The organism is Enterococcus sp. HMSC061C05 (assembly GCF_001814765.1).
Lineage (GTDB): Bacteria > Bacillota > Bacilli > Lactobacillales > Enterococcaceae > Enterococcus_B > Enterococcus_B lactis.
This window is the reverse complement of record NZ_KV817724.1, coordinates 19,797-45,075: the sequence shown is the minus strand read 5'-3', so window position 1 is coordinate 45,075 and position 25,279 is coordinate 19,797. Positions and strand designations below refer to the sequence as shown.

Annotated in this window: 26 protein-coding genes; 25 read left to right on the top strand and 1 reads right to left on the bottom strand. The window is 38.1% G+C overall.

Annotation, left to right across the window (positions count from 1 at the left end):
• Positions 1-123: 123 nt before the first annotated feature.
• Positions 124-981: a LysR family transcriptional regulator gene (locus HMPREF2988_RS01375; protein ID WP_002287551.1), complete on the bottom strand. Its 858-nt coding sequence runs from the start codon at positions 979-981 to the stop codon at positions 124-126.
• Between the two features lie 119 nt (positions 982-1,100).
• On the opposite strand from HMPREF2988_RS01375, the gene HMPREF2988_RS01370 reads away from it, so the two are divergent.
• The 25 genes from HMPREF2988_RS01370 (at position 1,101) to HMPREF2988_RS01250 (ending at position 25,141) form a co-directional block, all read left to right on the top strand.
• On the top strand, positions 1,101-2,012 hold the full coding sequence (locus tag HMPREF2988_RS01370) for an ACP S-malonyltransferase (RefSeq protein ID WP_070769859.1): 912 nt from the start codon (positions 1,101-1,103) through the stop codon (positions 2,010-2,012).
• Between the two features lie 6 nt (positions 2,013-2,018).
• Positions 2,019-3,665: a malonate decarboxylase subunit alpha gene (gene mdcA, locus HMPREF2988_RS01365; protein ID WP_070769858.1), complete on the top strand. Its 1,647-nt coding sequence runs from the start codon at positions 2,019-2,021 to the stop codon at positions 3,663-3,665.
• 101 nt (positions 3,666-3,766) lie between these two features.
• Complete coding sequence (locus tag HMPREF2988_RS01360; protein ID WP_002292523.1) at positions 3,767-4,066, top strand: malonate decarboxylase subunit delta; 300 nt, start codon at positions 3,767-3,769, stop codon at positions 4,064-4,066.
• Positions 4,056-5,732, top strand: coding sequence for a biotin-independent malonate decarboxylase subunit beta (mdcD, locus tag HMPREF2988_RS01355; RefSeq protein WP_070769857.1), 1,677 nt, complete (start codon positions 4,056-4,058; stop codon positions 5,730-5,732). The genes HMPREF2988_RS01360 and mdcD overlap by 11 nt, the downstream gene beginning before the upstream one ends.
• A gap of 3 nt (positions 5,733-5,735) precedes the next feature.
• The gene (locus tag HMPREF2988_RS01350) at positions 5,736-6,329 is read left to right on the top strand and encodes a malonate decarboxylase holo-ACP synthase (protein WP_070769856.1); all 594 of its coding nucleotides are present in this window, start codon (positions 5,736-5,738) and stop codon (positions 6,327-6,329) included.
• A gap of 23 nt (positions 6,330-6,352) precedes the next feature.
• Entirely contained in the window at positions 6,353-7,438 is a 1,086-nt protein-coding gene (locus HMPREF2988_RS01345; RefSeq protein WP_002329651.1) for an acyltransferase family protein, read from the top strand.
• A 21-nt stretch (positions 7,439-7,459) separates the two neighbouring features.
• Positions 7,460-8,329 carry a triphosphoribosyl-dephospho-CoA synthase MdcB gene (gene mdcB / locus HMPREF2988_RS01340; protein ID WP_070769855.1) on the top strand — a complete coding sequence of 290 codons (870 nt, stop codon included), beginning with the start codon at positions 7,460-7,462 and terminating at the stop codon, positions 8,327-8,329.
• A gap of 111 nt (positions 8,330-8,440) precedes the next feature.
• A complete protein-coding gene (locus tag HMPREF2988_RS01335) occupies positions 8,441-9,205 on the top strand; it encodes a TIM44-like domain-containing protein (RefSeq protein WP_002292530.1) in 765 nt (254 codons plus the stop codon).
• A 266-nt stretch (positions 9,206-9,471) separates the two neighbouring features.
• Complete coding sequence (gene mazE, locus HMPREF2988_RS01330) at positions 9,472-9,702, top strand: type II toxin-antitoxin system PemI/MazE family antitoxin (protein ID WP_070769854.1); 231 nt, start codon at positions 9,472-9,474, stop codon at positions 9,700-9,702.
• Positions 9,702-10,043, top strand: a complete 342-nt coding sequence (locus tag HMPREF2988_RS01325; RefSeq protein WP_002341043.1) for a type II toxin-antitoxin system PemK/MazF family toxin — start codon at positions 9,702-9,704, stop codon at positions 10,041-10,043. The genes mazE and HMPREF2988_RS01325 overlap by 1 nt, the downstream gene beginning before the upstream one ends.
• 714 nt (positions 10,044-10,757) lie before the next feature.
• The gene (locus tag HMPREF2988_RS01320) at positions 10,758-12,839 is read left to right on the top strand and encodes a BglG family transcription antiterminator (protein ID WP_070769853.1); all 2,082 of its coding nucleotides are present in this window, start codon (positions 10,758-10,760) and stop codon (positions 12,837-12,839) included.
• Positions 12,840-12,874: 35 nt separating this feature from the next.
• Positions 12,875-13,177: a PTS sugar transporter subunit IIB gene (locus tag HMPREF2988_RS01315; protein WP_002292534.1), complete on the top strand. Its 303-nt coding sequence runs from the start codon at positions 12,875-12,877 to the stop codon at positions 13,175-13,177.
• Positions 13,178-13,202: 25 nt separating this feature from the next.
• A complete protein-coding gene (locus tag HMPREF2988_RS01310; RefSeq protein ID WP_002341041.1) occupies positions 13,203-14,492 on the top strand; it encodes a PTS sugar transporter subunit IIC in 1,290 nt (429 codons plus the stop codon).
• Positions 14,493-14,510: 18 nt separating this feature from the next.
• The gene (locus HMPREF2988_RS01305) at positions 14,511-14,918 is read left to right on the top strand and encodes a hypothetical protein (RefSeq protein WP_070769868.1); all 408 of its coding nucleotides are present in this window, start codon (positions 14,511-14,513) and stop codon (positions 14,916-14,918) included.
• A 22-nt stretch (positions 14,919-14,940) separates the two neighbouring features.
• On the top strand, positions 14,941-15,810 hold the full coding sequence (locus HMPREF2988_RS01300; protein WP_070769852.1) for a class II fructose-bisphosphate aldolase: 870 nt from the start codon (positions 14,941-14,943) through the stop codon (positions 15,808-15,810).
• Between the two features lies 1 nt (position 15,811).
• Entirely contained in the window at positions 15,812-16,432 is a 621-nt protein-coding gene (locus HMPREF2988_RS01295) for a P-loop nucleotide/nucleoside kinase family protein (protein ID WP_070769851.1), read from the top strand.
• 196 nt (positions 16,433-16,628) lie between these two features.
• Positions 16,629-17,234, top strand: coding sequence for an NUDIX hydrolase (locus HMPREF2988_RS01290; RefSeq protein WP_070769850.1), 606 nt, complete (start codon positions 16,629-16,631; stop codon positions 17,232-17,234).
• Between the two features lie 135 nt (positions 17,235-17,369).
• On the top strand, positions 17,370-17,822 hold the full coding sequence (locus HMPREF2988_RS01285) for a MarR family winged helix-turn-helix transcriptional regulator (RefSeq protein WP_002292540.1): 453 nt from the start codon (positions 17,370-17,372) through the stop codon (positions 17,820-17,822).
• A gap of 36 nt (positions 17,823-17,858) precedes the next feature.
• Entirely contained in the window at positions 17,859-18,356 is a 498-nt protein-coding gene (locus HMPREF2988_RS01280) for a GNAT family N-acetyltransferase (protein ID WP_180363519.1), read from the top strand.
• Positions 18,357-18,373: 17 nt separating this feature from the next.
• Entirely contained in the window at positions 18,374-19,084 is a 711-nt protein-coding gene (locus HMPREF2988_RS01275; RefSeq protein WP_070769849.1) for a B3/B4 domain-containing protein, read from the top strand.
• 139 nt (positions 19,085-19,223) lie between these two features.
• Entirely contained in the window at positions 19,224-19,646 is a 423-nt protein-coding gene (locus HMPREF2988_RS01270; protein WP_180363518.1) for a VOC family protein, read from the top strand.
• Positions 19,647-19,665: 19 nt separating this feature from the next.
• The gene (locus HMPREF2988_RS01265; protein WP_083314588.1) at positions 19,666-19,890 is read left to right on the top strand and encodes a hypothetical protein; all 225 of its coding nucleotides are present in this window, start codon (positions 19,666-19,668) and stop codon (positions 19,888-19,890) included.
• A gap of 140 nt (positions 19,891-20,030) precedes the next feature.
• Positions 20,031-21,584: a glycosyltransferase family protein gene (locus HMPREF2988_RS01260; RefSeq protein ID WP_070769847.1), complete on the top strand. Its 1,554-nt coding sequence runs from the start codon at positions 20,031-20,033 to the stop codon at positions 21,582-21,584.
• A gap of 293 nt (positions 21,585-21,877) precedes the next feature.
• Positions 21,878-23,191, top strand: coding sequence for an NCS2 family permease (locus HMPREF2988_RS01255; RefSeq protein WP_070769846.1), 1,314 nt, complete (start codon positions 21,878-21,880; stop codon positions 23,189-23,191).
• Between the two features lie 327 nt (positions 23,192-23,518).
• Positions 23,519-25,141: a glycoside hydrolase family 13 protein gene (locus HMPREF2988_RS01250; RefSeq protein ID WP_070769845.1), complete on the top strand. Its 1,623-nt coding sequence runs from the start codon at positions 23,519-23,521 to the stop codon at positions 25,139-25,141.
• Positions 25,142-25,279 lie beyond the last annotated feature (138 nt).

The window sequence follows — 25,279 nt, the reverse complement described above, 5'->3', positions numbered from 1 at the left end:
TTTACGAAAATTGCTTCTCAAATTTTTGGGGAATTTGGGCTTATTTCTGAAGAAGTTACTTCTGGAACACCGTTTGTTCAAAAAAAGAGCTGCGACAAGAATTTTGTCCCAGCTCTTTTCTTTTTATTTTCCTAAATAAAATTCCCGCATCGTTTTTGCAATCATTTTGATCAAAGGATGATCTTCTGTGAAGCTAGAAGATAAATAAATTGTTCGTGTCAAGGGCAAATCTTTGATTTCCCGCAAGACGAAAGGATCATTTTTATCGTAAGACCAAGAAACTTTTGGGAAAAAGCTAACAGCTAATCCTTGCTTGACAATAGAACGTAATGTCGCAGGATCATCTGTCGTCGAACTGATCGTCAATTCGATACTTTTCGCTTCAAGTGCTGCATCCAGTGTATGACGGAAGGCATTGCTCTTTGACAGCATCAAGATGGGGGTGCGTTGAATATCTTCTAATTGCAGATGTTCTTTTTTCGCAAGAGGATGTTTCTTAGGAATGGCTACATAAACAGGTTCTTTCATGATAGGAATATTGGTCATGCCAGGCTTCATCTCCGAAGTGATGTATAGTACAGGATCGGTAATATCATCTGGTAAATGATGTTGCATGATCGTTAATTGGATATCAGGATGCTTTTCCATAAAAATTCGGACCAAGTTCGGAATAGAAACAGAAGCTACCTCTAAATACAAAATGACGGAAGTAACGATCTTCTCATTGACCGAAGACAATAATTTGATTCCTTCTTCTAATGTGTCTAATGTCTTGACTGCATATGGATAGAATTCTTCTGCATAAACAGTTGTCTCAATATTTCTGCCGCTATGGTAAAACAAAGGGACTCCTAATTCGTTTTCCAAATGTTTGATCGCACGGCTCAAGGCAGGTTGAGAAATAAATAATTCTTTGGCTGCTTGGGTGACATTTTTTGTTTCGAACACTTTTTTAAAATACTGTAGATGAAGCAATTTCATAATTATCCATCCCATCCATACCTTTTTGTTATGGTTTTTTCTTTTTTTGGCATTTTTTATTATAGCAGAAATTGACTAAGATAGCAGTGGAAAAAGTAAGTGCTAAGGAGGCGAGGCTCATGAGTACAGGTTTCTTATTTCCTGGGCAAGGCAGTCAGAAGTTAGGGATGTTAGCGGATATTCCTGAAATGTACATGGAACGTTTAGAAAATGTGACGGGGTATCGGTTAGTTGATAAAGAAGAAAACTATCAAGATACGGTTTTTATCCAGCTAGCATTACTGACAAAAGCAGTATTTTATTTAGATGAAATGGAAAAAAACGGTATTCAGCCTGATATTGCAGCAGGACATTCGATCGGTGCTTTTTGTGCAGCTGTTGCTTGTCGATCTTTGACATTTGAGAATGCAGCGGAACTAGTCTATCACCGCGCAGTCTTAATGAAAGAAGCTTATCCAAGCGGTTATGCAATGGGCGTAGTAGTAGGTGTGACGAGAAGCGAAGCAGAGGAAATTGTAGCAAAAACATTTGATCCTGACCACCCAGTCTATCTGTCAAATGAAAATTGTCCGATGCAACATACGCTATCTGGGAGTATCGAAGGTTTATCCGTTACGTTGGCAGAAGCCAAACGGCGCCAAGCGCAAACAGCGAAGCTGCTGAAAGTTCCTGTGCCATCTCATTGTCTCTTGATGAATGATACAGTCAAGAAATTCAAGCCGTATATGCAGTCTGTCCATCTATCTGATGCTAGATGTTTGTATATAAAAAATACGGATGGAAGAGCCACTCAGGACGCAGAAGAGATTCGTAAAGATTTGTTGGAAAACCTAGCTTTCCCTGTGCAATGGAACCAAATGATGGACTTGGCAAAAGAATTAGGAATGGATCTGACGATTGAATTTCCCCCCGGCAATACTTTGACAAAGCTGATTCATACAAAATTTGGTGTAGATAAAGGGATCCGTACGATCAATCTAGACCAACATGGTATTGATGACGCCACGTTTCTATATCAAAAATGGAGATGACTAATTATGGAAAAACCAAACCGCAACTGGGCTTCTAAACGCGAAAAAAAAGCGCAGCGATTGGAAAAAATCAGCAACTTGCTCAATGGCAAGTATGTAGAAACTGAAAAAATCGTAGAAGTAATGGAAAAACTGATTGCTCCCGGCGATAAAGTTGTATTAGAAGGCGACAATCAAAAACAAGCAAGTTTTCTTTCAGAAAGTCTTGAAAAAGTAGATGCAGAAAAAGTGAATGATCTGCATTTGATTATGTCTAGTATCTCACGACCAGAACATTTGAATATTTTTGAAAAAGGAATCGCAAGCAAGATCGATTTTTCTTATGCTGGTGCACAAAGCTTGCGTGTCGCCCAAATGATTGAAGACGGCACAATGAAATTAGGTGATATCCATACTTATTTGGAACTTTATGGACGCTTATTCATCGATTTGATTCCAAATGTTGTTTTAGTAGCTGCAGATAAAGCAGATAAAGACGGCAACTTGTACACAGGTTTCAATACGGAAGAAACACCAACAATCATCGAAGCTGCAGCTTTCAAAGATGGTATCGTGATCGTTCAAGTCAACGAAGTTGTCGATTCTTTACCACGTGTAGATATCCCTGGTGACTGGGTAGACGTTGTCGTGAAAGCAGATAAACCTTATCAATTAGAAGCTTTATTCACACGAGATCCTCAAAACATCACAGAATTGCAAATCCTAATGGCAATGATGGCAATCAAAGGAATCTACGCAGAACACGGCGTACAATCTTTGAATCACGGTATTGGATTCAATACAGCAGCTATCGAATTGTTACTGCCAACTTATGGCGAATCACTAGGGTTGAAAGGGAAAATCGCGAAGAACTGGGTATTGAACCCACATCCAACGATGATTCCAGCCATCGAATCAGGTTGGGTTGAAAGCATCCATAGTTTTGGTGGCGAAGTTGGTATGGAAAAATATATTGCTGCTCGCCCCGATGTCTTTTTTGTCGGTAAAGACGGCACGATGCGCAGTAACCGAACATTATCACAAGCTGCAGGACAATATGCCATCGATATGTTTATCGGTTCAACCTTGCAATTAGATTACGAAGGAAACTCTTCTACCGTAACAAAAGGACGTTTATCTGGTTTTGGCGGTGCGCCTAACATGGGACATAATCCTGGCGGTCGTCGTCATTCTACACCAGCATGGCAATCACTTCGCGACAATGATGATCCATTAGGGAAAGGCCAAAAATTAGTTGTTCAAATGGTTGAAACATATGGTTCAAATAAAAAGCCAGTCTTTGTCGAAGAATTAGATGCATTAGCTGTTCAAAAACAGGCAGGCTTAGCCAATGCACCAGTGATGATCTATAGCGAGGATACCACGCATATCGTGACAGAAGAAGGAATCGCTTATTTGTACAAAGCAAAAACAAAAGAAGAACGACAAGCAGCAATTGCAGCCATTGGCGGTGTCACACCTCTTGGGATGACAAGCAACAAAGAATCACTAGACCGTTTGCGTGCAGCCGGCATCGTGAAATTACCAGAAGATCTAGGCATCAAACGTAGTGAAGCGAAACGTTCATTATTAGCTGCACAAACCATCGATGATTTGATCGAATGGTCAGATGGCCTGTATGAACCACCAATGAAATTCAGAACTTGGTCATAAAATTGGCGAGGAAAACCTTTTGTCGCCATTTACTCAGATGGAAGAAGAAAGACGAATAAGCAGAACGTGTATGCTCTGTTTTACAAAAAGGGGAGAGATCCATGGAACAATTAGCTTATAAATATCCAACGAAACAGCCGATCAATAAGAAAATCCATGTAGGAGTGGTCGGTTCAGGTGATTTGGAAATCTTGATGTTTCCAACAGAAAAAAAAGAATCTACTGTAAAAATCTGTACAGGAAGCGATGGCTTCGGCGAAGTATGGAACAACGTATTAACGAGATTTTTTGATCGTTATCCAATTTCAGCAGATATCGTGATCAATGACTTCGGTGCTACACCAGGAGTTGTGTACCTACGATTGACGCAAGCAATGGAGGAACTTTCAGATGAAAAATAGTTTTGTAGAATTAAACGCCAGAGAACGAGTGAACGCTCTACTTGACAATGGACGTGAATTGATTGGTCCATTCGATCAAATCATCGCACCAAGTTTGCCAGCACAAGGAATCGTCCCTGAAAGTGATGACGGGATCGTTGTCAGCCGTGGCACGATCAATGGTAAACAAGCAGTAGTAATCGCTATGGAAGGAAAATTCCAAGGTGGCGGTATCGGTGAAGTTTCCGGTGCAAAAATCGTTGCTGCACTCGAACATGTATTAGAAGAAAACAAAAAAGGAAATGAAATTTTTCCAGTCATCGTACTAGATACAGGCGGTGTTCGTCTGCAAGAAGCGAACTACGGACTGTTATCTATTTCAGAAATCGGAAATGCAATCATTGCTCTAAAACAATATGTACCAGTCATCGGTTTGATTCCAGGACGTGTAGGATCATTTGGCGGTATGTCGATTACTTCAGCATTGATGAGTTATTTGATCGCAACAAAAAAAGCGAGAGTCGGTTTGAATGGACCAGAAGTTATTGAGCAAGAAGCAGGTGTTCGAGAATTTGATTCTAGTGACAAAGACTTGATTTGGAATACATTAGGATCTCGTCAACGGGTAGAATCAAAAATCATTGATGAACTAGTGACTGATAGTGTAGAAGCAATCAAAGCTGCTGTCATCGCAGCAATGGACGAACGAAAAGACACGCATCGCAGTGAAAGCTCAGCATTTTATTTATCATTACTTGATTCTTTGGATCTTTCAAAACCAATGAGCATTGACGATTACAATGAAGCGATTGCTAACCATCAAGCAAAATCAATGGACTTACCAGAAGTAGCAGAAGGAAATGAACCAGCTGCAGCAAGTGTTGGTTACGATTGGTTTGCGGCACTAACTGGCATGAAAAATCCAACTTCTTCTATCAGTACTGTGTATTATGGTAAATCAAGTAAATTCATAGAAGAAGCCATCGTGACCTCGATCGTACCTGATCCTAAAAATCCGATGTACCGTGTACGAAACGGTGAAGTTGGTTTAGTTGAAGGTTTCCGCATGGGACAAATTTTGGATCACGTTTACGAAGAAGATAAAGATAAAAAAGTGAAACGGCCAATTGTCGTTGTGATCGATGTACCAAGCCAAGCATACGGCTATAACGAAGAATTGATCGGTATTCATGTGGCTTTGGCTAATAGTGCTGCTGCTTATGCAAAACTCCGTCAAGCTGGACATCCAGTTATTGGATTGATTGCAGGAAATGCTATTTCAGGTGCATTTTTAGCGCATGGATTACAATCAAGCCGCTTGATTGCTTTAAACAATAAAGAAATCACTGTCCAAGCGATGTCTAAAGAAAGTGCTGCACGTGTGACAAAACGTTCGGTTGCTGAAATCGAAGCAGCTGCTGAAAAAGTTCCAGCTATCGCTTACGATATCAATAATTATACAAAACTAGGAGCAATCTATCATTTCCTAGAAGATATCACCGACCAAGCTGCTTCAGAACAAAATGTCAACAAAGTCATCGAAGCAATCAATGAAGCCATTCAAGATGTCCGCAATACAAATGACACGATGCTGACAAATCGATACACGAACGAAACAGCCAAAACATTCGGACGTGTCGAAACAAATAAAGTCCGTGCCAAAATGGACGAAGAATGGGATGCATAAAAAATGATTCAAGCACATGATATTGTTCTTTTTGATAAACATGAAATAGAAAGGTTCCCCTTGCCTGAATGGGTCGTTCTAACTGAAAAAATGTTCGGAACAGTCCGTCGTGCGTCGACAGATCACGCCGAAATACTACCGATTGGATTACGTGGCCCTGCCCGTAATCAGAGATGGGCAACAAAAATCTCAAAACATGCTGTCAAACAAGTCATTCATCCGTGGGACATCATCGAACAAGAATCGTATAGACAAGAGAAAATCATGGATTATCCTGTTTATCAGCAATTTCATGCTGCTAGAAACATATTATCAGGATGCAAGTGGGGAATCGGCGGCAGCTTAGGATTTGAATTATCAACTGGGATTCCGGCAGTAAAAGAAACCAGTGATTTTGATTTGCTTCTGTACGCAGATTCTCCGATTGAATTGCCAATTCAGGCAATTCGATCGCATCCTGCTTTTTTTGAGCAATTCGATACCCAAGTAGTGACTCGGCAAGGCGGATTTTCACTAAAAGAGTATTTGAGAGAGCCAGAGAAAAAAATTCTATTGAAAACAGTCGAAGGACCTAAATTAACCAAAGAACTTTGGTAATAAAGAAAAAGAGAGAGAAAGAGATGTTTGAAAACAAAAAAATCAAAATCAACGTAAGTGACTTCCAGAAAGTATCAGCTGTAACGGCTGTTATGATGCAAACGATATTGAGCTTTGCTTTGGCAAACAGCCACAGCGCAACAAATACAGCTTTTCTTGGTACCTTTTACGTCATCGTTAAATACACAGCACCAATGTTTATTTTTGCAATTGTCTATAATATGGTAAAAACAAGTCAGCATTTGTCTTATTGGGAATTTTTGAAAGAAAAGTTTTTTGAACTAGTCGTTCCGTATCTTCTATGGACGACGGCTTATCTTTGGCTATTTCCAGCAGTCCAACAACAAACTCCGTATACGGATACTGCAAGCTTTTTACTGAAATATGTCACAGGTGATGGAGCGCCTCATTTATGGTATACCGTGATGATGCTGCAGATTCAATTGTTCATGCCGTTTTTTGTTTGGCTCGGTTACAAAGTATTTGCTAATAAAAAATATGTATGGCCAGTATTGATTGGTTCAACGATTTTATATGTTGCATGGTATCTGTTCTATCAAACACAAGTATTGACTGGTCCTTATCATGACAGCTGGTACTTGTTAGATCGGTTTGTTGCTAGTTTCATGATTTACGGGATTTATGGGGTAGCCGCATTTGTTTATCACGAAAAAGTCTATCAATATTTGGACAGAGTACGTTATCTTTTCTTACCTGTTGGCTTAGTTATCGCGTTCTTTTCTGTCCGTTCATTGCTCGCACATCCAGGAGACTTGAGCTTTGCGAATGCGCCTTACTTGAATACGATCCAAAGTTTGTACAGCTTAGTCATCATCTTTGCTGTCTTCATGGGCGCTTCAAAAATGATTGTAAACGATTCGCCAAAATTACCATTGTTCAAATGGTTGTCTGTTTATGCTTACCGTACGTATTTAGCCAATGTATTTGTGTTCCAAGTACTGTTGTTATTGTTTAAAGATAGTTGGCTGCAGTTACCTTCAGGAGTCATGATTCTTGTAGCTTATCTAATGACGGCAAGTTGTGCATTTGCTTTAAGCTGGTTGCTTCACATCATTTGGGCAGCCATCAAAAAAGGGTTCAACAAGTAATAGAAAGAAGGAGTGAGTGTCATGATAAATGACGAACGAAAAAAAGCAGTGACTCAGCAACTCGCTGCGTTGGTAGAGGAAGCATTGCTCGCAGAAGTAACATTAAGCCCAAAACCTGGATTAGTGGATGCACTGGATGCGGGTGCACATTCCGATATGGACTATGCTTTATTTCTTAAGTCTGCGAAGACGCTGACTCCTTTTTTTGAAGAAATGGCTCAAATAGCATGGCAACATGCTATCGATCAGGAGTTAAGAGAAAAGATTGCTGAGATTGGACGGAAAGCGGAAAAAGCGATGTTGATTGCTACAGATGGCATCAATACCCATAAAGGAGCGATTTGGGCAATGGGGCTATTGACCAGTGTGACTGCACAAAAAATCAGTATGGAACAGCCTTTTTCTTTAACGGAAATACTCGGTGATGTCAGCAAGCTTGCTGCTTTTCCTGATACAAAATATCGTCATAAAAAAAACACTCATGGGCATACGGTGAAGCAAAAATACGGCGTAAATGGTGCATATGAAGAAGCAGTGTTGGGTTATCCGCATATCAGGCTTGCAATCCAAGCTGCTAAGGAGCTAGATAATGATTCTGATGTACAGAAACAAATGCATATGTTGTTAGTTTTGATGAGTTCCTTAGATGACACCTGCGTATTGCATCGCAGTAATCAGAAAACGTTAGTGGAAATGCAAAAACTTGCTCATGCTGCTAGTCAAAGTGCTTTACCAAATCGTCCATTTATAGCACTGTTGCACTTTTGTCAGGAAAACCAAATCTCTCCTGGAGGAAGCGCAGATCTTTTGTCTGCCAGCTTGTTCATGCTGAAGATAGAGGAAATATGGGCTGCCAACACATATGTCTGTCCGCTGTTACTCAATGAGTAAATTAAGACAAAACTGCTAAAAAAACAGTTTATGCATCTGGTTATTGACTCTTCTTTTCGGCAAGGCTATGATAAAAATAGTTTTTTGTAATAAAAGATAACGAGGAAGACAATGAAAAAAATCAATTATTTAGCAATCATTTTGTTAGTGGGGTTATGTTTGTTTGCTTTGCCGACCCAAGGATTCGCTGTCGCAGGTGGTCATGGCGGCGGAACATCTAGCGGTCGAAGTTCGGGCAGAAGTTCATTTGGCGGTCGTTCATATGGGGGCAGTTATTTTGGCAGTCGTTCTTACGGCAGAGATTCTTATGGGTATTATGGTCCAAGTACAGGTCCTTCTAGTTATGAGCAAACGGGATTTCTTGCATTAGCTGTTTTGTCAGTAGGAGGGGTTTCCGCTTTTTCTATCGTCAAGAATAAAAGACAAAAGAAAAGGCTGAAAGCGGAGATATTGTCCCGCATGTCAGGAACGGCTAAAGAAAAGAAAGCACAGTTTCTGGAAATCCAAAAGATATTCATGAAGATCCAATCCGCTTGGGAAGAAGAAACTCCTGAAAAAGCCAGAAGCTGTTATACAGACAAGCTGTTTGCCGAACATCAGAAAGTTCTGCAAAAAAACAAAGCAGACGGTGTAAGAAATCATACTAAAAAAGTAACTATTCAGGAAGTAGGAAATTATCGACAGATCCACGAGAATAGTTTTGCCATCCGAATTGATTTCAGATGCTGTGATTATTTAGTTGATCGAAAAGATGGACGCTTGATCTCAGGAAGTACGACGCAACGACAGTATTTCTCTCAGATATGGTATTTCGATTTTTCTGAGAAAGAAAAAAGATGGCAGGCCGATTTTATTCAGCCGATTATGCTGGATTGACAAATAAATAAAACAGCTCACTAAAAAGTTGAGCTGTCAGACTGTAGACAAAGGTATCCCTTGCCTCTTTACGAAGAGTGTAGGTTGTTACTTTTGTCTATTTTTGTATAGAAATAGAAAACATTTGTCTCCATTTCTAAGCTGCTAATTTTTCAAAGTGCACCATTTCTCAAAATGCTTTTAATCATTTCTCCATCTAGTTTACAAAGGGTACTTTTGCGTTACTTAGTGTTGTGTAGTATACTTTTACTGAAGAGGTGATGATGATGCTTGTTACAAAATCTAGATTACAAGGAAGTTCTGTAGTGGTTACTTTACCTTCTGATAACGGAAAGAAACCTACAGAAAACCAAGAATATATCGTTGTATATTCTGACGATGGGACAATTACGTTAGTTCCAAAAATTGAAGATCCATTTAGTGGTGGAGAAGAGGCCGAATATTATGAAAAAGACGAATGGGAAGATTTAACTCCTGAAGGGAGAGAAAGGTTATAGTGTCAGAAGAAAGAATTTATATTCCTAAAAAAGGTGATATTGTGTGGATTGATTTTGATCCTTCGGTAGGAAAAGAAATTCAAAAAAGACGACCAGGACTAGTCGTCTCTCGTTATGAGTTTAATCGTAAAACAATGTTTTCGGTCATATGTCCGATTACTTCCACGATAAAGAATTTACCGACACGTTACTCATTACCAGAAGAGCTAGATATAAAAGGACAAGTACTTATTTCTCAATTAAAATCACTTGATTTTAAGGAACGAAGACTCAAAAAAATAGAAAACCTGCCATTGCAAGACATGGCTAAAATTGATCAGATTATACAATATATGTTTTAAGCGTTGTAACTAAACTCTACAATATTTTTATATGCTAAACTTAACAAAATTTTTTGACATTTAAAAAGAAAAGTGACAATAAAAAATAGCATCTAAATAGCAATGACACCCAAATTTAACTCTTGGGGGGACATTTCAAAAGGGATGAGAAAACAAACATTCTCGTCGTATCTGACTAGTGAAAAAGATGGCAGGCCGATTTTATTCAGCCGATTATGTTGGATTGACAGGAAATATTTATGAATGGAGCTGTGACAAAAATTTTGTCGCAGCTCCTTTTTCGAATAAACGGTGTTCCAGAGATAGCCTATCGGCAATAAGGCACGATTTTGTAAAATATGGGAAGCTATTTTTCAAAATCGCTTCTTATCGCTCAAGGCTGAACCTCTCTGTCACAACCTCTCCACTAAATGGTGTTCAAAAGCTTACATTTACGGTAATAAACTCAACCAAACGAAAAATAGGAAGCACTATTTTTGTTTGGCTGTTCTTCTTACTTGATGCAGGACAGCTTTTTCATGACCTCTTTTTTGTATAGATGGGCAAAATTTTTGTAATAATAGGCGTATGTCTTTTTCATTGAGAAGTTGAAAAAGCATACGGCTTATTTTTTGTTTGCTAGGCTTACTTTCTTTCCACTTCAAGTGGCAGAAATATCTACTTTTTATTATGTAAGCGGAACCATATACTTGAAATCAGAAGGAGATCATTTCTATGAAAACAAGAACAATTGAAATACTTCACAGAATCATGACAGCCCAATATCCAGTAAAAGCGGAACGTCTAGCAGCTGAATTCAATGTCAGTCAGCGGACGATCCGTCAGGAAGTTCTTGAAGCGAATATCTGGTTGAGTAGTAAAAAGCTTCCGGAAATCAGAACAATTCGCAACAAAGGTTTTTCGTTGAAACTGGAGAATGACAAGCAAGTTCGATTAGAAACTGAAATAAAAGAGGTGAAAGACGGCTTTTTGAATCGGCGGGAACGTATTTTTGATTTAGTTTTAGCCATTGCTTACAGCCGAAACCCGATCCATCTAAACAAAAAAGAAGAAGAATTTCAAATCTCTAAAAGTACGTTAGATGAAGATATGAGACGATTACGAGCAACACTGGTCAGTTATGGAATCGAGATCGTCAGTTATGGAAAGCAGGGACTGGTTTATAAAGGTTCAGAACGATCTATCCGTACGATGATCTATGATTTTATCAATCAGAATCTGGGGATGACCGACTTCTTTATGAATCAAGATGCACAACTAACACCGGCTCAAAAAATCTTTTTCCATTATTTTCCTTTGGCGGAAATCAAAAAAATAGAGGAGATCTATTCCAATAAGTTGTTAAAACAAGAGGATGATATTTATAAAAAGCAAATTCTGCTTTTTACATTGATCTGGATCCAACGAATCAGGAAACATGAATTCATCTCTGCCATTAATTGGAAAAATACAGAAATAAAAGACAGCAGCTTCTCTGCATTTATTGACTACATGATCACGGAATTTCAATTGGACAATGTTCCACAAGTAGAAAGAAATTATCTTCGTTTCACTATCGAGACGTTCAATGCTAGAGATATCTCCAATTCGATTGAGTGGGTACAAGCTCAACTACTAACGATCCAATTAATCCAATTTGTAGAGAACGAGACACACATACCTTTTCATCTAAAAGAAGAAGCTTTATTCGAAAATCTCTATAAACACATGGCTGCACTGATCATAAGAATCAAGCATGCTATTCAAGTCATGAATCCATTGAAAGAAAACATCCGAACAAATTATTTTCCAATCCACCGCGCAGTCACTCATTTTGTTCCTACGATCGAAGAAGTAATCGGCGGCAAGATACTGGAGGACGAGATAGCTTTTCTTGTCATCCACTTTTCGACGATTGCCAGTGTGATCAAGCGAGACCTGAATTATGTTTATCAATCAGTTGTTGTCTGTAATCACGGCATGGCTACCGGGAATCTGTTAGCAGAAAATCTGAAAGAAAAATTTCCTCAGATCGAGATTACTGCAGTTTTAAGTTCAAAAGAAATCGAATTAGTGGATAAACTGGATGTCGATCTGGTTTTCAGCACCTTTCAATTGAATTATCGAAACAAGCCACTTTTAGTTGTCGATCCAATTCTGACTGAGACGAATATTTTAGTTATAGAAGATTTTTTGAAAAGAAATGAAGAACTGCAGCGGTTAAAACCTAACAGTCATGAATCAACGCAGTTATTCACTCAAATAATCGGTGTCATGGAAGAAAGTGGTGGCCGAGTAGATCGCATCATCTATGGCAAGTTGGAAAAATTATTTGAAATAAACAATCTAGAAATCAACAAAAGGGAGATCCAGCCTATGTTAAAAGATATTTTGACGGACAGCAATATCATGATCAAAGAAAAAGCCGCTACTTGGGAGGAATCGATTGAACGAGCTGCTAAACCATTGGTCAAAGAAAACATTGTTGAAGAACGCTATGTCGAAGCGATGATTCGCGCAGTGAATGAATACGGGCCATATATCGTGATCGGCAAACACATGGCGCTAGCCCATGCTCGACCAGAAGATGGGGTCAATAAGTTAGGAGTCAGCGTAGCTACGATTGAGCAACCAATCGATTTCGGTAATCCTGAAATGGATCCAGTAAAGATTATTTTTTGTTTAGCGGCAGTAGATTCCTACTCGCATCTGAACATCATGAAAGAACTGATCGAACTGATCAACAATGAAGAGAAGTTGGATCGATTGATCGAGTGCACAAATGTTGAAGATTTCAAACAACTGCTTTTTCAGTAGTTGAAAAATAATAAATGATACGGGGGAGAACAAAGATGAACAAATTGAACATTTTATTCGTATGCGGCGCAGGTTTAGGAAGCAGTTTTGCAGCACAGATGTCTGCTGAGGATGTTTTGAACAAATTAGGAGTAGAAGCCAAACTGGACCATTGTGATATTTCTTCTGCAGTGTCCATGAAACCAGATGTGATCATCACAGCAGAAAATTTTCGCTCGCAGTTCGAAAAATTCTCAGTCGATCCTAAAACAGCGATGATCTATTTGAAAAATATTGTCTCGAAAAATGAAATTGAAGAAAAAATTACCCCAGTTCTACAAGATAAGGGAGTTATCTAAATAAAAAAGAAAAGAGGATAAAAACATGGGCGTTATCAATTTTATCATCGAAAATATTTTGACTCAGGCATCGATCACCATTGCATTGATTGCTATGTTGGGTCTACTGCTACAGAAGAAATCAGCAGGACAAGTCATTTCTGGCACGTTAAAGACACTCCTAGGATTCCAAGTGTTGAGTGCCGGTTCGAGTATCATCGTTGGAAGTTTAACTTATTTCGGGAAAATTTTTACTGAAGGATTTCATATGCAAGGAATCATCCCTTCGATTGAATCTATCAATGGTCAAGCAATGAATGATTTAGGTTTAGGTAGAGATATTGCATTGACGTTCTTAGCGATTTTTGTATTCAATATTATTTTGGCTCGTTTCACAAAATGGAAGTACATTTTTCTAACTGGTCAAGCCATTTTATGGATGGCGACGATGACGACGGTCTTTGGTTATTTCGCCGGTCTGCGAGGGATCGTATTGATCTTAGTCGGTGGTTTTATCGGAGCTTGTTTCGCCATCGCTATGCCAGCAGTAGCGCAACCAATTATACGTAAGATTACAGGATCGAATGATATTGCTTTAGGGCATTTTTGTACGATTGGATACTTATTTGAAGCTGGTGTAGCTAAGCTTTTTGGTGAGAAAGGTGAAAATAAAAAATCGATTGAAGATATCAAATTGCCCACGCATTTCGAGTTTCTGCAAGATACTTATTTGTCTGTCATGGTCGTGATGGTCCCACTATATATCATCACTGTTTTGTTTGCCGGTGAACCATTCGCTTCTGAATTATCAGGAGATCAAAACTATATCATGTTTGCCTTTTTGCAAGCCATCCAATTCGTAGTAGGTGTGTATGTATTGCTAGCTGGTGTACGTCTACTGTTAGGTGAAATCGTGCCGGCATTTCGAGGGATAGCTATGAAATTAGTTCCTGATGCGATTCCTGCCTTAGATTGTCCAGTTTTCTTTCCCTATAGCCCAAATGCTGTTATTTTAGGTTTCATTACAACAACAATCGGTACGATTATTGCCATGTTCACTTTGCCGATGTTCGGCTTAGCGATGATTTTACCAGGTATGCTAACGAATTTCTTTGCCGGAGGAACAGCGGGGATATTTGGCAACGCAGTTGGCGGACGTCGAGGAGCGATCATTGGCGGTATTGCTCATGGCTTCTTTATTACATTATTGCCTGCTTTGCTAGTAACGATCTTTAATTCGATGGGATTCATCAATGCTACAGCAACCGATGTAGATACAGTAGCCGCCGCACTCTTATACGCTTGGATCTTAAGCCCAATTTTGAAAGCATTTTAATTGAAAGTAGGGAAAATGATGTTCGGATTTTTTAAGAAAAAAGAAAATGAACCAAAAAAAAGATCGATAAAAGAGGAAAAAATCCTCTCGCCAGAAGTGACCGAAAAGATTCAATCAGAGATTACACAATTAAACCAAGAGATTTCAACGACCCAAGAGAAGCCCAAATTAGCGGAACTTTACGAACAAGTTGGACTTAAATTTTCTGAATTGTATGAGAACGATCAAGCCATCCAATATTTAGAAAAGAGCTTGGAAAATAAACAGACGATCGGAGATGGGTATAAAAAACTGATGAGCCTCTATAACCAGAAGCGTGCAGATGCTGCTCGTGCGGGTGATGATCAAGGAATCGATTACTACATGGGCAAAATGGATGAGATGCGACAAATTGCAAAACAAGTAACGATCAAAGGAAACAAATAAAAAGATAAGGTGGCAATAAAAGATGTATACAACATTGAAAGAAGTAACAAAAACAGCAGAAGAATTGAATTTTACAGTTGGAGCTTTTAATACGCATAACCTAGAAATGCTTCCTGCCATGCTAGGCGTAGCAAAAGAAATGGGTTCGCCGATCATTATTCAAACAAGTGTCGACACCGCAAAATATATCGGTATGCATGTGTTAGTCAATGTAATGACAGCTATTGCAGAAGAAGAAATGGTTGATGCAGTCTTGCACTTAGACCACGCCCGAGACTTTGATGATATCAAAGAAGCAATCGATAGCGGATATACTTCTGTCATGTATGACGGGTCCCATCTGCCTTTCAAAGAAAATATCTTGAAGACGAAAGCAGTGGTAGAATATGCCCATGCACACGGTGTTTCCGTAGAAGGAGAACTTGGAACGATCGGCGGTACAGAAGAAGGAATCCATGTCGCTGAAAATGACAAGGTATATACAAGACCGGAAGACGCAGTGAAATTTGTAGAAGCTACAGGTGTGGATGCATTAGCTATTGCTATCGGTACGAATCATGGACAATTCAAATCAAAAACAGAAGTGAACATTCCCTTGCTGAAAGAAATCGATGCAGTAGTCGATGTCCCCCTCGTTATCCATGGCGGAACAGGTGTGAAAGAAGAAGATTATCCCGAATTGATCAATAACGGGATCCGCAAATTCAATGTTGGAACGGAGCTTTTAGTCAACTGGACAAAAGTGGCTAAAGGAACCTTTAGTGAAACAGAAATCAACAAGTCTCTTCGCCATAATGTGATTCCAGCAAATGAAGCAGTAAAAGAAATTGTCAAGCATAAGATTGGACTGTTTATGAACTTGGAAAGTCCAATTAACTTAGGAAACAAATGAGATGAAAAAGTATTTCATTCTTCTAGCTGGTAGTCCTGGTACAGGAAAAACATATCTTATGAATAAACTACGGGAACGATTTCCAGATATGTATGCCATCACGCTCGATGAAATCAAGGAATATTATGCAGAATCCATCGGTTTTAACAACTTGGAAGAACGGGCGAAACAAGAAAGGATGAAAGTTTATCCTTTCTATTACAAAGCACTTGATCTGTATATGGAAGCAGGAAAGAAAGTGATTGTGTCAGAGTATCCTTTTAGTGATAAGCAAAAAACTCGACTCCAAGAATTAGCAGAAAGATACGGATATCAGGTAATGACGATTCGCCTAACAGCAGACTTTGAAGTGTTATGGCAACGTCGGTACAAACGTGATCGTGAACCAGATCGTCATTTGAGCTATATCATGGATCATTATCACTATGGCGACATATTGGAAGATCGATCGAAAGGGACGAATCATATTACGAAAGAAGCATTCAAAAAAATCATCACTGACCGAAAATATGACGAATTTCAGTTAGGAACACTATATGAATTTGATGTAACAGACTATACTCAAGTAGATTACACTCCACTATTGGATAAATTAGAAAAAGAAATCAATGACAATAAGTAACGAAGAAATGGTTTGATAGTGACAGGTAATAAAAAAGACATTTGGTCCCCAGAGGAGCCAAATGTCTTTTTGTTCTAAAATGTTTTTTCATATTCTTTTATTTATTGCCGATTTCCTTGTGTTTATTTGCCGTAATTAGGTCAGTTTTCTATACTTGATTACATAGTCATACATTTGCTGAAAAGAAGGGAAGAGAATGAATAACAAGTTGGCTCAATACAAAAGACTGCTCGCACTTTCTCAAGCTGGTCTGTATTATGGAAAAGATGTATTCGATAAAGAACGATTTGAAGAGATTCGGACGATCTCATTGGAATTGATCAGTGAAATAGGAAAAGAAACTTTCGAAGAAATAAAAGCACTTACAGTTATTGAAGAAGGTCATCCCACACCAAAAGTCGATGTTCGTGCCTATATCAGAAAGGACGGCAAGATCCTACTAATCGAAGATAAACGGACGAGAGAATGGTCACTGCCAGGCGGATTTGCCGAAATAGGTTTGTCCCCTGAAGAAAACGTGCGGAAAGAAGTCTATGAAGAAACGGGTTTAACAGTAGAATCTACTCAGCTGCAAGCGTTTTTTGATACGAATAAACAAAAAGATATTCCGCAGCTTTTTCAGTATTATAAGCTTGTTTTTGCTTGTACGATCCACGACGAAGATGCAAAATTTATTGAGAACAATGAAACTTCCGACATGGGATTTTTTAGTATAGAAGAGCTGCCAAAGCTATCAGAAAAACGAACAACAAAGAAGCAGTTGCTTATTTTAGAAAACAAAAATCAGCTCTATTGCGATTGAGTTTTTTCGTAAAAGAAGAAAGCTGTTTACTCTGCGAGTTCTCTAAAAAAGAACTCGTTCTTTTATTAAAAAATAGTTGCATTTGCAACAAAAAGAGGTAAACTAGTCTTACAAACAAAATAAAGGTGGGGTGAAATGGCTGAAATTCTTCGAGACATTGGAATGATTGCCCGAGCGTTGGATTCTATCAGCAATATCGAATTCAAAGAAGTTGATTTAACAAGAGGGCAGTATCTTTATTTAGTACGTATTTGCGAAAATCCAGGAATCATCCAAGAAAAACTAGCAGAAATGATCAAAGTAGATCGTACAACGACTGCACGAGCAATCAAGAAATTAGAATCCAATGGGATGATCGAACGTTTGGAAGATAAAGAAAATAAAAAAATCAAGAAACTTTATCCGACTAAAAAAGGAGCAGAAATCTATCCTTTCATCATCCGAGAAAACAACTACTCTAATGCAGTCGCATTAAATGGTCTGTCTGACGAGGAAGCAAAACAATTGGAATATCTTTTAAAGAAAGTATGCAAGAATGTTAGCGAAGATTGGAATTTTGTCAAAAAAGGTAATAAAAGGATCTATTGAAAGGAAGAAGCCGTGAATAAATACGAAATTCGAGAAATGACGCCTTCAGATGTAGACTTACTACAACAAATCAGTATCGAAACATTTACAGATACATTTGGAAAAGATAATTCGCCGGAGCATTTAGCTGCTTACTTGAGACAAGCTTATGCGCCAGAAAAACTTACAGAAGAGCTAAAAGAGAAAGAAACTGATTTTTTACTAGTAAGTATCGACCAAGAGCCTGCGGGTTACCTGAAACTAAATATAGGAACGAGTCAATCTGAGGAAATGGATGATCATTTTTTAGAAATCGAGCGAATCTATGTACGAAAAAAATTTAAACATCAAGGTATTGGTACATTTTTACTAGATACAGCTATCAAAAAAGCAAAAGAAAAGCAAAAAACAGCCATTTGGCTCGGTGTGTGGGAACACAACGATGCTGCGCTCGCTTTCTATCGCAAAAGAGGATTTACCAAGTACAGTGAACATGTTTTTTATATGGGAGATGATCCCCAAACAGACTATCTATTCATCAAGCAATTATTCTAATCAAGAGGTGTGAACATATGAAAAAAGTAATAGTGGATGCCAATTTTTGGGAAGTATTTCCTGAAGCAACCATCGAAATCTTATCCGTGAGTGGTATCGATAATCACGTAACAGAAGAAAATGAAGAAATGTATCATCAATTATTGAATAGCGCGGCAAAAGAAGCAAGAAATTACCTTACGGAAGAAACATTCAGCCAAAACGAAGTCATTGCTCAGTGGCGTCAGGCTTTTACCACATTCAAGACTAAAAAAGGTGCACGTTCTTCTATTGAAGCTTTACTGAAACGTGAAAATCAAGAACGGGAATTTTTCCCAATCAATCCGCTTGTAGATATTTATAATAGTATTTCCTTGTCTTTTGGCGTACCTTGCGGCGGAGAAGATATCGAAAAGATTTCAGGAAATCTGCATCTAGGAAAAGCCCAAGGTGGCGAATCATTCCTGCCTTTAGGTGCAGATTCCGATGCTCCGGCACTTCCGGAAGAAATCATCTACTATGATGAACAAGGAGCAATCTGTCGCTGTCTCAACTGGCGTGAAGCCCAAAGAACGATGCTGACGGAAGAAACGCAAGCAGCGGTGCTGGTCATTGAATCCATCAATGCTGAACAAGCGGCACGCGGCGCACAGGCAATCGAAGCGTTGAAGAAAAAAATCGATCAAACATTTGGCGTGTCCAGTGTCAGACACACACTAACCAAAGATGAATCAGAAGCAGAATTATAAAAGAATCGAAAAAAGAAGAGCGGCATTCATTGCCGTTCTTTTTTTGTAAAAAAATTAATGGAGTACATCAAGTCTAGAAACTATTGCTTTATTTTTTTGAATAGGATCAAACACAAGGTGTTCGCGCTTTCGTGATATAATGGAATCAGTTTATAGACAGGAAAGAAAATCAACTAGAAAGAAGGGTCAAACGATGATACAAAAAACACGTGTGATGCTTTATGTCAATGACGTAGAGATGATTTGCCGATTCTTTGTAGAAAAAATTGGTGCAGAAATGTCAGAAACGATCGAATTGCCAGAAGAATTTAAGAGTATTGTATTGAGTATCTCAAAAGAATTAGAATTAGGTATATTTCCAAAAGTATTTGTGCAGAAGTTTTCACCAGAAGTATTGGGACCGCCACCTTCTTTAGTCTTTTTTACGGATGAATTTGAAACTATTTACGAGAACATGGACGAACCTGGAGAAATCACAGACAACAATGGCGTCTTGACTTTCAATTTTTCGGACCCTGAAGGCAATTATTTTGTTATAGGAAAAGCTGAGTCGTCTGATTGAATAAAAAGGAGGAAAAACAGTGGATCTAATGGGAAGGCTAGAAGGTTATTTGAAGTATCGGCGAGCAAAACATAGTGAGAAGCTTCGAGCAAGGAATCTCAAATCAGGGAAAAAGAAGACAAAAGGCTGGGGAAAAATGGTCGATACAGGTTTTGGCGGACTAAATAACCTAAATCCTATCGATACAAAAGAATTCATCAAAGAAGAGCAGAAACGGATGAATAAAGGGTACGCAAAAAAATGAACGGAAATTTTTGGATAGAAGCTTCATTTCTATCAACCGGATAAATAAAATAAACAACAATAAAGTACTGCTACTTGTTAGTAAGTTTTATTTTTTATAAAATAACTATGTGGTTATTGTAGTTATGAAAGGAGTAGCAGATGGAAAAGGGTATCAAAGGGATATATAGATTATTTGCAGTACTAGTTATTTTTTTTATGATTTGGGCGATGGCATCAACTATTTTTTCGCCAAGGATAGGTGCGATATTCTCTTTATTCAGAGATAGTTATTCACCAAAAGTTACTATAGTTATTAATATATTTTGTCTGTTTTTTGCATTTCTTCTATTTTTTATTTTGAAAAATTTATTAAAGAAAATAAAAAGAGATTGGGATTTAAGTGACAAACTGCTCTTTTATATATTTGGGTTAGAGTTAGTTATTTACGCAGTCAGCTTATTTCTTTTTATTAGATTTATTGGTTTTCATCAACCAGTCGATGATACTGCTATTACATTAAAATTTTTAGAGCAATTGAAGGCTGGAGAAAATTGGGGATATAATTATATGTATTCCAATCCTCAAAACCTATTACTGATGTATATCTTTAGGGGAATACAATTTTTCTTTGGTACGAATTACTATCCGATCATTGCAGTATTTTGTGGCATTCATCTAATAACGATCATCTTTCTTTTTCTTTCTCTGAGAAATTTAAAAGTTAGTAATTTCACAACATTGATTACTATTCAAATCATGTTATTTGCCGTCCAGATAACATTACATGTTCCTGTAGCCTATACTGATATACTTTCATTGTTTTTTGGCTCAGCCACATTCTTTTTTATAACTAAATATGTAAATAAGAAGAAACAGTATGTGAATAGAAACATTATTTATGTACTGCTTGCAACAGCAACTAGCACGATTGGTTTTATAAGTAAAGGGACGGGTCTTATCTTGATCTTAGCGATGATCTTATTCTTTGCTTTTTATCATACTGGAAAATGGCGGTTGCTAGCATTCCTTCCTTTAGTTTTTTTAGTTTTAGGAAATTTTGGGTGGAAACAATTTATCGATGCACAAAAACTCTATCCGAATAGTCACTATGGACAGCCCAATACACATTATTTGATGATGGGATTGAACAATACGCCTATTCCTGATAATTTATCTGGAGATGACAAGTATCGTTGGGTAGTGGGTGCTTATTCTAGCGCCGATCAAAGATTTACATGGGATATGTTCTTGGATAAAAAAATGCCTAAAAAAGAAGTGGAAGAAAAGCACTTATCTATCATAAAAGAACGATTGAATGCGATGGATTTTAAGCAATTCTTAGCTGCAATCAATAATAAGGTTGCAGTTACTTGGAGCTCAGGTGATCTAAAATCATCATTTGAAATATTTTTGGGTACAGGAAAAAATGAAAAGAATATGTGGGTATTCAGAAGTAAAACAAGTGGATTGATTTTATACGCTGTAATGATGGTGATTCAATACTTGGTTTATCTTGGAATTATTTTTACCAGTATAAAATTTTTCAAGAATATAAATCCACTAGTTTTTTTGAGTAACATATATATTTCTGGTTATTTTGCATTTTTATTGATCTGGGAATCTAGTCCTAGATACGCTATGGGGATTTTTGTACCTGCGATAATAATGATAGGACTGTTGATTGAAAAAGAGAAGACAAAAAGAATCTCTTAGTTTGTGGTCATTCACTAAATGATGTAATGTAGATAAAAGAAGACAAGTCTAATAAATAAGTTAGGTTTGTCTTCTTTATTTACAATAAAGAAATGTTTCTCTCTATAAAGAAGAATCTCAAATAGTGGAAATATGGATTTTTTAATCAAATAGAACGTTCGGATTTTGCTCGAAATCCGAATTTTTTGTTTACTTATGTTTTGTTTTAGTATATGATAAAACACGTTGTTTTATTAATCAATCGAAATTTTAACGGACTTTATTTATAATGTTCGGATTTAGGGGGATGGAAGATGAAGGAAAAAATACTTTCCTACTTCGAAATAGAAAAATTGAACACCACGGTAAAACGTGAGGTACTGGCAGGATTTACGACATTTATTTCAATGGCCTATATCTTATTTGTAAATCCAACTGTATTAGGCGCTTCTGGAATGGATGAAGGAGCGGTGTTCACTGCGACTGCATTAGCCAGTGCGATCGGCTGTATTTTGATGGGGGTATTAGCCCGTTATCCAATTGGAACGGCACCTGCTCTTGGGATCAATGCTTTCTTTGCTTATTCTGTTTGTTTAGGGATGGGAATCGCATGGGAAACAGCATTGTCCGGCGTATTCGTTGCTTCTTTGATCTTTATTTTGATTACAATCTTCAAACTGCGGGAAATGATCATTGATGCGATTCCAGCAGATTTGAAATATGCAATTTCTGGTGGTATCGGTCTATTTATTGCTTTCCTTGGTCTGAGCGAAGGTGGGATCATTGTTTCGAATGAATCTACATTAGTAGGATTAGGATCACTCAACGTTGGTTCTACTTGGTTGACGATTTTTGGATTAGTCGTCACGGCTATCTTGCTTGTTCGACGTGTACCAGGGGGCATTTTCATCGGGATGGCAGCTACAACGATTTTAGGTCTGGTTACAGGTTTGATTCCAATGCCTTCTGAAATTGTTGCTGCAGCACCAAGTTTGAAACCAACATTTTTAGTTGCGTTAAAACATGTAGGGGACATCAATTCTCTTCAAATGTGGGTCGTAGTACTAACATTCTTGCTTGTGACTTTCTTTGATACAGCAGGAACTTTAGTTGGATTAGCAAATCAAGCAGGCTTTATGAAAGACAACAAGATGCCTCGTGTAGGGAAAGCTTTAGCTTCTGATTCAACAGCTATGCTTGCGGGCTCCTTATTAGGTACTTCTCCTGTTGGTGCATTCGTAGAATCATCAGCTGGGATTGCTGTTGGAGGACGCTCAGGAATCACAGCTATTACTACAGGGATTTTCTTCTTGTTAGGTTTGTTATTTTCTCCATTACTGTCAGTTGTTACTTCACAAGTAACTGCACCAGCATTGATCATGGTAGGTGTTTTGATGGCTCAATCATTACGTCAAATCGAATGGGGAAAATTAGAAATTGCGATCCCTTCATTCTTGATCTTGATTGGCATGCCTTTAACTTATAGTATTTCAGATGGGATTGCATTAGGTTTTATTTTCTATCCAATTACGATGTTAGCGGCTAAAAGAGGAAAAGAAGTATCTCCAATCATGTATGGTCTGTTCTTTGTATTCGTGGGATTCATGTGGATATTGAATGTGAAATAAAGAGGTTGTGAAATCAGCGTTCTGTCCTGAGTATTAGAGAAAAAAACGAAAAAATAGTTCCTCATATTTTACCGTTTTTGGAGCTAATACCGAGGGACAGCTGAGTGAACACCGTTTATAAAGAGATTGTGAAATCAGCGTTATTCCCTGCATCAATCAATCCTTTCAAAAAACAGTTGAGGAAATTTCCTCAGCTGTTTTTTTGTTTTATTCTGTTACCGATAACAAGGTGCAATGACTATTTGAAAGCGTTACAATTTTTGGTGGAAGAAACTAAACTAGATGATTAAGCGAAAAATAGAAACATCCATTTATAGGAGGGAAATCATGGAACGAAAATGGTGGCACCATTCAGTTGTTTATCAAATCTATCCAAGAAGTTTTCAAGATTCAAATCAAGATGGGATTGGAGACTTGCGAGGGATGATTTCCAGATTGGATTATCTGGCATATTTGGGCATTGATGTGATTTGGCTTTCGCCGGTGTACGAGTCTCCAAATGATGACAATGGCTATGATATCAGCGATTATCAAGCAATCATGGCAGAATTCGGTACGATGGAAGAAATGGAGGAACTGATTGAAGAAGCAAAGAAAAGAAACATCCGTATCGTTATGGATCTGGTGGTGAATCATACTTCTGATGAACACCCGTGGTTCATTGAGGCGCGCAAAAACAAAGAAAATCCTTATCGTGACTACTATATTTGGCGTGATCCAGTCAATGGAGAGGAGCCTAATGGATTGCGTTCGATATTCAGTGGACCTGCTTGGCAGTTGGATGAGCAAACAGGGCAATATTTTCTGCACTTGTATAGCAAGCGTCAACCTGATTTGAATTGGAAAAACAAACAGGTTCGCCAAGCGATTTATCAAATGATGAATTTCTGGATCGACAAAGGTATTGGTGGCTTTCGTATGGACGTGATCGATATGATTGGCAAAGAACCGGATAAAGAAATCACAAGTAATGGACCTAAACTGCATAAGTATCTTCAGGAAATGAATCAAGCAACTTTTGGCGACAAAAATCTGATGACCGTTGGCGAAACATGGGGAGCAACTACCGAGATTGCTAAACTTTATTCCAATCCTAAAAGAAATGAATTATCCATGATCTTCCAATTCGAACATATAGGATTAGATCAGCAAGAAGGCAAAGACAAATGGGATTTGAAACCTTTAAGTATCTCTGAACTGAAAAAAGTATTATCGAAATGGCAAACTTCTTTGGGTGATGAAGGATGGAATAGTTTATTTTGGAATAATCATGATCTGCCTCGAATCGTCTCACGTTGGGGAAATGACGATGTGTATCGAAAAGAAAGTGCCAAGATGTTTGCTATCTTGCTTCATATGATGAAAGGCACTCCTTATATCTATCAAGGAGAAGAATTAGGCATGACGAATTGCCCAATTGATGATATCGCGGAAGCCAAAGATATTGAGACAATCAATATGTATAACGAAAGGATTTCTTCTGGATTTACAAAAGAGGAAATCTTGGAATCAATCAATGCGAAAGGAAGAGACAATGCTAGGACGCCTATGCAATGGAACGCCCGTGAACATGCTGGGTTTACTATGGGAATTCCATGGCTTCGAGTCAACCCAAATTATAAAGAAATCAATGCAGAAGAAGCGTTAGCAGATCAAAACTCTGTTTTTTATATGTACAAAAAATTGATTGATTTGCGTAGAAAACACGACATCATCGTCTGGGGTGACTATGAATTAGTAGAAGAGACGCCAGAGCATGTCTTTGCCTATTCTCGCATATATGAAGACCAGCGATGGCTCGTTGTTTGCAATATGTCCAGTGAAAAACAGGTGTTCACTGTTCCACGTGAAGCTTTAAGGATTATTGTGTCAAATTATCCTCTGAAACAGTTGCCAGACGGCAAAGTCGAGTTACGAACATATGAAGCATTTGTGGTGGAAGTAAAATAAATCGTTTGCTTAGATGGTTAACGAGTGTTTTCTTTCGGGGATCGTCTCATGTATTTGTTATATATAAATATTAAAAATGAAGAATAGCATTCAATTTTTTTCTTCTCTTCTGCCGAAATAGTTAGAATATCTTGTTTT

Coding starts and splice junctions, on each gene's coding strand:
- HMPREF2988_RS01280 (WP_180363519.1), top strand. CDS start 17,859: ATGACGCCTTCAGATGTAGACTTACTACAACAAATCAGTATCGAAACA.
- HMPREF2988_RS01315 (WP_002292534.1), top strand. CDS start 12,875: ATGAACAAATTGAACATTTTATTCGTATGCGGCGCAGGTTTAGGAAGC.
- HMPREF2988_RS01335 (WP_002292530.1), top strand. CDS start 8,441: ATGAAAAAAATCAATTATTTAGCAATCATTTTGTTAGTGGGGTTATGT.
- mazE (WP_070769854.1), top strand. CDS start 9,472: ATGCTTGTTACAAAATCTAGATTACAAGGAAGTTCTGTAGTGGTTACT.
- HMPREF2988_RS01300 (WP_070769852.1), top strand. CDS start 14,941: ATGTATACAACATTGAAAGAAGTAACAAAAACAGCAGAAGAATTGAAT.
- HMPREF2988_RS01285 (WP_002292540.1), top strand. CDS start 17,370: ATGGCTGAAATTCTTCGAGACATTGGAATGATTGCCCGAGCGTTGGAT.
- HMPREF2988_RS01270 (WP_180363518.1), top strand. CDS start 19,224: ATGGAATCAGTTTATAGACAGGAAAGAAAATCAACTAGAAAGAAGGGT.
- HMPREF2988_RS01250 (WP_070769845.1), top strand. CDS start 23,519: ATGGAACGAAAATGGTGGCACCATTCAGTTGTTTATCAAATCTATCCA.
- HMPREF2988_RS01375 (WP_002287551.1), bottom strand. CDS start 981: ATGAAATTGCTTCATCTACAGTATTTTAAAAAAGTGTTCGAAACAAAA.
- HMPREF2988_RS01295 (WP_070769851.1), top strand. CDS start 15,812: ATGAAAAAGTATTTCATTCTTCTAGCTGGTAGTCCTGGTACAGGAAAA.
- HMPREF2988_RS01320 (WP_070769853.1), top strand. CDS start 10,758: ATGAAAACAAGAACAATTGAAATACTTCACAGAATCATGACAGCCCAA.
- HMPREF2988_RS01370 (WP_070769859.1), top strand. CDS start 1,101: ATGAGTACAGGTTTCTTATTTCCTGGGCAAGGCAGTCAGAAGTTAGGG.
- HMPREF2988_RS01345 (WP_002329651.1), top strand. CDS start 6,353: ATGTTTGAAAACAAAAAAATCAAAATCAACGTAAGTGACTTCCAGAAA.
- mdcB (WP_070769855.1), top strand. CDS start 7,460: ATGATAAATGACGAACGAAAAAAAGCAGTGACTCAGCAACTCGCTGCG.
- HMPREF2988_RS01310 (WP_002341041.1), top strand. CDS start 13,203: ATGGGCGTTATCAATTTTATCATCGAAAATATTTTGACTCAGGCATCG.
- HMPREF2988_RS01305 (WP_070769868.1), top strand. CDS start 14,511: ATGTTCGGATTTTTTAAGAAAAAAGAAAATGAACCAAAAAAAAGATCG.
- HMPREF2988_RS01290 (WP_070769850.1), top strand. CDS start 16,629: ATGAATAACAAGTTGGCTCAATACAAAAGACTGCTCGCACTTTCTCAA.
- HMPREF2988_RS01275 (WP_070769849.1), top strand. CDS start 18,374: ATGAAAAAAGTAATAGTGGATGCCAATTTTTGGGAAGTATTTCCTGAA.
- HMPREF2988_RS01255 (WP_070769846.1), top strand. CDS start 21,878: ATGAAGGAAAAAATACTTTCCTACTTCGAAATAGAAAAATTGAACACC.
- mdcA (WP_070769858.1), top strand. CDS start 2,019: ATGGAAAAACCAAACCGCAACTGGGCTTCTAAACGCGAAAAAAAAGCG.
- HMPREF2988_RS01260 (WP_070769847.1), top strand. CDS start 20,031: ATGGAAAAGGGTATCAAAGGGATATATAGATTATTTGCAGTACTAGTT.
- HMPREF2988_RS01360 (WP_002292523.1), top strand. CDS start 3,767: ATGGAACAATTAGCTTATAAATATCCAACGAAACAGCCGATCAATAAG.
- mdcD (WP_070769857.1), top strand. CDS start 4,056: ATGAAAAATAGTTTTGTAGAATTAAACGCCAGAGAACGAGTGAACGCT.
- HMPREF2988_RS01350 (WP_070769856.1), top strand. CDS start 5,736: ATGATTCAAGCACATGATATTGTTCTTTTTGATAAACATGAAATAGAA.